Consider the following 7,255-nt stretch of genomic DNA (forward strand, 5'->3'; position numbering starts at 1 on the left):
GGGTTACGGGCCGGCTGCCGCGGACATCGGGGCGGTCGCTCACCGGGGAGCGTCCACTTTCGTCAGGGCGTGAGGACCGCGCGGCCCCGCACCCCGCCGGTGTCCAGGTCGCCGAGGGCGTCCTGAAACCTGTCCAGCGGGCACTTCTGCGGACGACGTGGTGGTCGCCCGCCCGCCGCGCCAGGGCCACACCGTCGCGAGTGACCCCTCCCTCTCCGGCGAAATCAATGGTGGTTTCGATACCGTGACCGTGAGTTAGATCGAGAACCGATGAAATGTGCGAACCGTCGGCGACGACGCCGTGGTCGGCGCCGATTGAAGTGGCCGGTTCCACCGCGTCAGGATTGCGGTCGACGACAATGGCCTCGGCGGCGGTGAGGGCTTTCAGCACCTGCACCCCGATGTGACCCGGGCCACCGGCGCCGATCACGCACCGGTGCACGATGACCTTGTCGCCCACCCCGACGTTGGTGACGGCCGGTCCTGCGGCGTGCACCCGGCCCGCGTTCTCGTGGCGGATCGTGCACGGCAGGGCCACACCGGACTTCTCGGCCCACTGGCCCTCGAGGACGTACAGGTCCGTCCTGCGCCGCCGACGCTGGGCATCGGCCGCGCGACGATCTACCGCAAGATGGCGCGGTACGGCATCAAGCTGCGCTCGTGACGGCGTTGGCGATCCTGAGCGTCATCTGCTGCTGCGCGTCGTCACGAGCCGTGGGCGTGAACGAGTAGGCGATGCGCCGCTGCTGGTCCCGCGTCGAGAACAACCCGGCGTTGTACCCGTACTGCTCCCCCGTCTTGCCCCAGACCGTGACCCCGTTGAGCGTGAACGTCTGCAACCCGACGGCGTACGCGGCGGGCCGTCCGTCCACCATGGACACGTCAGGTAGCGTGAACATCTTGTCCAGCAGTCGTTGCGGCACGAGCCGACCGCCGAAAAGCGCCTCGGTGAACCTGCCGAGGTCTTCCGTCGTGGACACCATGTCGCCCTCGCCGTAAGAGCGCGAGGTGTCGATGTCGCTGACGTCCACCAGCCCCTGCCCCGGCACGTCGAGGTACCCGTGCACGTGCGCCCCGCGGATCGCGGTCTCGTGGCGGCCGGGCACGTAGGTCCTGGTGAGGTGCAGGGGGCGCAGGATGCGCCTCTCGACCTCCCGGCCGTACTCGTGCCCGGTGACCTGCTCGATGATCATCGCGGCCAGCACGTAGTTGATGCCGCGGTACTCCTGCTGCGTGCCGGGCGTGAACTTGGCCTTGGTGTCGGGGATGTGCCGGGCCCGCTCACCCGGCCCCCACCGGTCGTACCGGTGCTCGAGGACCTTCGCGGGCGTGCTGAGGTCCGGCATGCCGACCTCGAACGGGATGCCGCTGGTGTGGGTGAGCAGCTGCTCGACGGTGACCGGCTCGAGGCTGGGCGGCAGCACGCCGGGCAGGTAGTGCTGGACGGTCTGGTTCAGGTCGATCCGGCGTTCCGCGGCCAGCTGCAGGGCCGTCGTGGCCACGAAGACCTTGGTGACGCTGCCGATCCGGAACCTGTCGTCCGGCCGGATCGGCCTCGTCAGGTCGGCGGTGCCGGCCGTGCCGTACCACGCGCCCGCCGTGCCGGAGACCCTGAGCTGGGCCGACGTGGCCGACGGGTGGTCGAGGTCGCTGATGGCCGCCTGCAGGGCCTGGGGGTTGAGCGCGGGTAAGGGGGTCGTGGCGATCACGGCTGCTACCAGGAGAGTTCTCATGATCGCCACGGTCCCGCTCGCGCAGGGGCTGGACCATGCGGTCAGCCCCCGCGGCCGGGGTGGGGCCAGCCCTACGCCAAGGGATAGGTGTCGGCGTAGTTCACCGTGCACACGAGGGCGTCGCGGCGGCACTCGCCGTCCACCGCCTCGAGTTCGGTGACGCTGTGCAGGAAGTCGGCGTCCTTGAAGACGATGAGGTCGCCCGGCTCGAGCGTGCCTTGGTAGACGACCGCGCCGGAACTGTCGTGGAGCATGGTCTCGCCGCCGCTGCAGTTCTTGTCGACGACGTAGACGATGATGTACTGCTCGCCATCGCGGTGGGGCCGGGTCACGACCTTGGACCGCGTGCGGAAGAGGTTGACGCCGAACGTTCCCCTGGCCTGGTGGTCCCGTTCGGGAACAGCGGCGAGGATCGCCTTCACCCACTCGACGAAGTGCTCGTCGCCGGCGAGCTCGGTGCGCTCGAACTCGCGCCGGCCGGCGTGCTCACCCCGCCCCTCGATGCCGATGTCGTGATGGCCCTGGACGTCGATCCGGCCGTCGACGCGGTCGTACCGCAGCACGTCACGCGCGCGGAGCCGGTCCGCCGGTACGTCGCCCGGGTAGCTGCGGAGGTGTTCGGAGGTGAAGTACGTCTGGTGGAACTTGGTGCGAAACACCTCGACCATGCCGAGCTCGCGGTCGTTCGTCACGACGAAGCCCTCGGCCGAGAGCTTGTCGCGCACAGCGGTATTCGGTTGAGTCATGCGGACATCCATCAGTGTGTTGGGTCGGGGAATGGGTCACCCCACGAAGGCCGTGTCCCTGATCGACTCGATGAGCCGCCGTGTCTCATCGGCATCAAGTGAGCTCCGCATCAGTTCCTCGTGGTGTGCGCGGTAGTTGGCAACTTGTTCGACGGTCTCAATCGAACCGAAGCCGGCATGTGTTTCAACCTGGACGACGTCTCCCTCGGAGTCGCCGAACTCGAAGTAGGCCCACATGCAGGTGCTCGCATACGGTGGAGTGGTGGTGAAAGGCAGAACTCTAAGTTCTACGTTCGACAAACTGGATCGCTCGATCAGGTGATTGAGTTGATCGCGCATGATCGCCGCACTGCCCACCATCTGCCGAATGCTCGACTCGTGCGTCACGGCCACGAGCTTGAGCTTGTCCATGCCATCGCGGTATTCCAGGGCATGACGTCGCTTGGCCCGCACCTCGAGGAGCTTCTCCAGCGCCTCCTGGCTGTGCCAGGGCTCCATCCGCTCGTACAGGGCACGGGTGTAGGCCGGCACCTGCAGCAGCACGGGCAGCACCGGGATCGTGTACACCCGGATCACAGCCGCCTCGGCCTCCATCGCGACGTGGAGGTCGAGCCCGCCCTTGATGGTGGGCAGGTAGCTGTGCCACCACTCCTTCTTGCTCGCGGCGCGCGTCCAGCGCATGAACTGCTCGGCCTTCACCGAGCCCTCGAGTTCGAAGTAGCGGATGAGGTCCTTGACGTCACGGGGTGTCGGGTTGCCCTGGGCGGTCTCCAGCCTGGACAACTTCGACTTCGAGATCATCAAGACCTCCGCGAGGCCTTCGAGCGTGAGCCCGGCATCCTCTCGCAGCCTGCGGATTTCCGCTCCGAGCAGCTTGCGCGGCCTGACGGGTCCCGGGACCGATGTCATGATCTCGCCCTCGCAAAGGTCTTCCTGGGACTCCTCAGGTGGGATTCCCAAGGTGCGGATCGTAGAGGCACGCCCTTTCCCAACCTCACCAGGGTGGCATAGCGCATCGCTCAAGTTCCGTCAGAGCAGGGCAAGGCCCCTGAATGGCCGCATGCGCCACACGAGTGCGTGCCCGCCAGGCCTCCGCCTAGGCCAGTCAGGTGGCGTCATCCGAATATGCACCGTGGGAATTGCAGGGCGGGAGGACCACCGATCAGACTTGACCCGCAAGCCAGGCGCGCGAACCGCGCAGCTCTGCAGCAGCGATCCCAGCGGGGGGATGGCATGGACGGACCACCTCTCACACCGCCCAGAAGTCGGGTGATCTTCGCGGTCGACATCGAGAACTCCACCACGAGGACCAACGCCGCCAAAGGAAACCTCCGGCGGGTGATGTACGAGCTGTTCGAGCAGTGCATGCAGATCAGCGGCGTGCGCGAGACGTACCGCGACCCCCTCGTGGACCGGGGTGACGGCATCCTCGCCCTCGTCCACCAGGTCGACGACGTGCCCAAGACGCTGTTCCTGGACACGGTCGTCCCGCTGCTGGCGTCCCTGCTGACCGCGCACGCCCAGAGCTTCCCCGACGAGCGCATGCGGATGAGGTCCGTCCTGCACGCCGGCGAGGTGCACCACGACGGCTACGGCTACTTCGGCGAGTCCATCGACGTGGCGTGCCGGCTGCTCGAGGCCCCCGACCTGAAGCAGCGGTTCCGCGAGATCGAGGAACCGCTGATCCTGATCGTGTCGAACCACATCCACGAGACCGTGGTCCGGCACGGGTACCAGGGCATCGACGAGGGCACCTACCTGCCGGGACCGCTGGTGCGCGTGGGGACGCAGCGCTTCCGGGGGTGGATCCACGTCCCGGCGGGGGACGACGAGCTCCGTCCCCACGCCTGGCCGGTGGTCCGGGTGCACAGCCAGCCCTCGTACAGACCGCCGGAGGAACCCGGCCCCTTCGCCCTGCGCCCACCGGTGCTGACCGAGGAGCGGTCCGCCTAGCACTTCACCCAGAAGCCGGGCGACGTCTGGCGGATGCTGCTCGACGTGAACGTGTTCCACAGCCCGAGCGCCTGCCCGGACCCCACCGCATAGGTCTGCCCGAGGTTCGCGAAAGCACGCCCGGCCACGGTGTGCGCGTAGTTGGAAGCCGAAACGCACTCGGGCACGGGCTGGGTAGTGGTGGTAGGCACCGGCCCGCCGCTCAACGCCCGCACCATGTTCACCACAGCCGCCATCTGCGGCCCGCTCTTCACCGCGTACTGAGCCGACTGGTACCCCCACCAGTCCCAGCACCCGCGCGGGTTGGGACCGGACGTGGTGGCCTGCGGATACAGCACGATCATGTTGTTGGTGTCGGCGTACTCGTTGAGATAAGCCTTGTCCATCAACGCGTTGCCGACCAACCCGAAGTACTGGTAGCACCCGTGCAGGGTCACCATCAGCTTGCACGACGACGTCTCGCACGCCCTTGGCACGTACGCGAATCCCTCGCGTCCCATGCTCACCGCGGAGGCGGAACCACCTGGTGCATAAGCGTTCTGGTCGAACTGCACGAGTTTGCCGGACAACGACGAGGCCGCCGGGTTCACCGACCCGAACAAGTGCGACAGCATCTCCCGCACCGGATCGGCAGAACCGCACTTGTTGACGTACGGCGAAGAGGTCGAGCCGCAGGCGTTCGGGCCGATGGGACTGACCCAGGCATGTCCGGCCGCTGACGAGTTGCTGTAGACGACCCGTGCGCCGAAATCGCGGTAGTAGGTGGCGAGATCGTTGTTCACCGCGGCGTCGACCGTCGCGTCGGCGGTGCCGTGGAACAGCCACACCGGGTCGCCGGACAGGTTCTGCGGCGGGTCGACGGCCCCGGCCGATGCCCGGTTCCTGGTCAGCGCCTCCAGTTCGGCCGGGGTCTTGCGCGGCAGGACGGTGTCCATGCACGCGGAGAGCGCGGTGCTCACGCTGTTCTGCGCGCAGTCGTACGGGCCGGCCGAGAAGATGCCCGCGCCCTGGAACAGGCCCGAGTACGCCACGTGGAGCTGGTTCGCCAGGTAGCCGCCGGACGACAGGCCGCTGACGTAGGTGCCGGTGATGTCGTACCGGGCGAGAGAGCCGGGCTGCGGCGCGGGGACCGCCGCGATCGACATCGACAGGGATGCGGCGGCCAGACCCGTGGCCGCACCGAGTGCCAGGAACGCGTTCCTCAACCGCATGTGCTCGCCTCCGTCGCTGCAGGCAGGAGACCCGAGGCTAGAAGCCGCCGGGCAGCGGGCACCACGTGTGCGGCCACCACGCCGCGACCTGCGCGGACGTCGCTCGGCACCATTGCCCGCGACCACGGCAGCCCGTATGGTGCGCGCGGACGAATTCGCCGCGAAACTTCTTGCACCCCTTCCCGGTCGCACCTACCGGCTGGTACGACCTAGAAGAACCCCTGCAGCAAGGAGACAACGTGGTTTCCTCGGCTTTTCGCGTCCTGCTCACGGCCGGGCTGGCCGTCGCGCTCTGCACACCCGTGCAAGGTCTTGCGGCACCGCCCGGCGCCAAGGACGTCACCGTCACCCTGTTCCAATGGCCGTTCTCGCGCGTGGCGTCGGAGTGCACCAACGTCCTCGGCCCGAAGGGCTACGGGTACGTGGAGGTCTCGCCCGCGACCGAGCACGTCCAGGGTCCACAGTGGTGGACCACCTACCAGCCCGTCAGCTACCGCATCGCGGGCAGGCTCGGCGACGAGAACGCGTTCCGCTCGATGGTGTCCACCTGCCACAACGCCGGTGTCAAGGTGATCGCCGACGCGGTCGTCAACCACATGAGCGCGGGCTCGGGCACCGGCACCGGCGGCACCGGGTACTCGAAGTACAACTACCCCGGCGTCTACAGCGACTGGGACTTCCACTCGTGCCGGTCGCAGATCAGCAACTACCAGGACCGCTCCAACGTCCAGAACTGCGAGCTCGTCGGACTGTCCGATCTGGACACCGGCAGCGACTACGTGCGGGGCGCGATCGCCGGCTACCTGAACCGGCTGATCGGCATGGGCGTCGACGGCTTCCGCGTCGACGCGGCGAAGCACATCGCCGCCGCCGACCTGTCCGCGATCAAGTCGAGGCTGACCAACCCGAACGTCTTCTGGGTGCACGAGGTCATCTACGGCGCGGGCGAAGCCGTGCAGCCGGGCGAGTACACGGGCTCCGGTGACGTGGACGAGTTCCGCTACGCCTACGACCTCAAGCGGATCTTCGGCAACGAGAACCTGGCGTACCTGCGCACGTTCGGCCAGTCGTGGGGCTTCCTGCCCAGCGGTCAGGCCAGGCCGTTCGTGGACAACTGGGACACCGAGCGCAACGGCTCCACGTTGACCTACAAGGACAACTCGACCTACACGCTCGCCAACGTGTTCATGCTCGCCTGGAACTACGGCTCGCCGCAGGTCTACTCGGGCTACGAGTTCAGCGACAAGGACGCGGGGCCTCCCGGGAACTCGGTCTGCTACAGCGGCTGGAAGTGCCAGCACGCCTGGACGCAGATCGCGAACATGGTGGCGTTCCGCAACACCGTCGCCGGCACCGACGTGAACAACTGGTGGGACAACGGCTACGACGCCATCGCGTTCGGCCGGGGCGCCAAGGGGTTCGTGGCGATCAACCGCGAGACGTTCGCGGTGACGCACACGTTCCAGACGTCCCTGCCCGCCGGGACCTACTGCAACGTCCAGGAGAACGGCTGCGCGCGCGTGACCGTCGACTCCTCCGGCAGGTTCACCGCCACGCTGGGCGGCGGTGTCGCGCTCGCCCTGCACGTCAACGCGCGAGGATAGGGATGATC

8 protein-coding genes are annotated in these 7,255 nt (G+C 67.6%); 3 read left to right on the top strand and 5 right to left on the bottom strand.

Translation table 11 applies throughout. The features are described 5' to 3' along the window. On the bottom strand, positions 1–538 hold a 538-nt coding region (locus tag ACFWGZ_RS37720), incomplete at its 3' end, for a zinc-binding dehydrogenase (protein WP_382456384.1). Between ACFWGZ_RS37720 and ACFWGZ_RS37725 the strand changes: the two genes are divergently transcribed. Continuing rightward, entirely contained in the window at positions 437–664 is a 228-nt protein-coding gene (locus ACFWGZ_RS37725; RefSeq protein ID WP_382456391.1) for a hypothetical protein, read from the top strand. The genes ACFWGZ_RS37720 and ACFWGZ_RS37725 overlap by 102 nt on opposite strands. Here the strand turns inward: ACFWGZ_RS37725 and ACFWGZ_RS37730 are convergent. The 3 genes from ACFWGZ_RS37730 to ACFWGZ_RS37740 form a co-directional block, all read right to left on the bottom strand. After that, positions 648–1,733, bottom strand: coding sequence for a serine hydrolase domain-containing protein (locus ACFWGZ_RS37730; RefSeq protein ID WP_382456385.1), 1,086 nt, complete (start codon positions 1,731–1,733; stop codon positions 648–650). The two genes, ACFWGZ_RS37725 and ACFWGZ_RS37730, sit on opposite strands and share 17 nt — an antisense overlap. A gap of 71 nt (positions 1,734–1,804) precedes the next feature. After that, the gene (locus tag ACFWGZ_RS37735; RefSeq protein WP_382456386.1) at positions 1,805–2,479 is read right to left on the bottom strand and encodes a 2OG-Fe dioxygenase family protein; all 675 of its coding nucleotides are present in this window, start codon (positions 2,477–2,479) and stop codon (positions 1,805–1,807) included. Between the two features lie 36 nt (positions 2,480–2,515). Then, on the bottom strand, positions 2,516–3,439 hold the full coding sequence (locus ACFWGZ_RS37740; RefSeq protein ID WP_382456387.1) for a helix-turn-helix domain-containing protein: 924 nt from the start codon (positions 3,437–3,439) through the stop codon (positions 2,516–2,518). 273 nt (positions 3,440–3,712) lie between these two features. Between ACFWGZ_RS37740 and ACFWGZ_RS37745 the strand changes: the two genes are divergently transcribed. Then, positions 3,713–4,432, top strand: a complete 720-nt coding sequence (locus tag ACFWGZ_RS37745; RefSeq protein ID WP_382456388.1) for a hypothetical protein — start codon at positions 3,713–3,715, stop codon at positions 4,430–4,432. Here ACFWGZ_RS37745 and ACFWGZ_RS37750 read toward each other — a convergent pair. After that, entirely contained in the window at positions 4,429–5,643 is a 1,215-nt protein-coding gene (locus tag ACFWGZ_RS37750; protein WP_382456389.1) for a hypothetical protein, read from the bottom strand. The genes ACFWGZ_RS37745 and ACFWGZ_RS37750 overlap by 4 nt on opposite strands. Positions 5,644–5,882: 239 nt before the next feature. Between ACFWGZ_RS37750 and ACFWGZ_RS37755 the strand changes: the two genes are divergently transcribed. After that, positions 5,883–7,247 (top strand): alpha-amylase family protein, encoded by a 1,365-nt coding sequence (locus tag ACFWGZ_RS37755; RefSeq protein ID WP_382456390.1) that lies wholly within the window; start codon positions 5,883–5,885, stop codon positions 7,245–7,247. Positions 7,248–7,255: the final 8 nt, after the last annotated feature.

The organism is Lentzea sp. NPDC060358 (genome assembly GCF_042725365.1).
GTDB lineage: Bacteria > Actinomycetota > Actinomycetes > Mycobacteriales > Pseudonocardiaceae > Lentzea.

What these genes read in the sequence shown, in the direction of transcription:
- ACFWGZ_RS37730 (WP_382456385.1), bottom strand. Translation starts at nt 1,733, where the DNA reads ATGAGAACTCTCCTGGTAGCAGCCGTGATCGCCACGACCCCCTTACCC.
- ACFWGZ_RS37735 (WP_382456386.1), bottom strand. Translation starts at nt 2,479, where the DNA reads ATGACTCAACCGAATACCGCTGTGCGCGACAAGCTCTCGGCCGAGGGC.
- ACFWGZ_RS37745 (WP_382456388.1), top strand. Translation starts at nt 3,713, where the DNA reads ATGGACGGACCACCTCTCACACCGCCCAGAAGTCGGGTGATCTTCGCG.
- ACFWGZ_RS37750 (WP_382456389.1), bottom strand. Translation starts at nt 5,643, where the DNA reads ATGCGGTTGAGGAACGCGTTCCTGGCACTCGGTGCGGCCACGGGTCTG.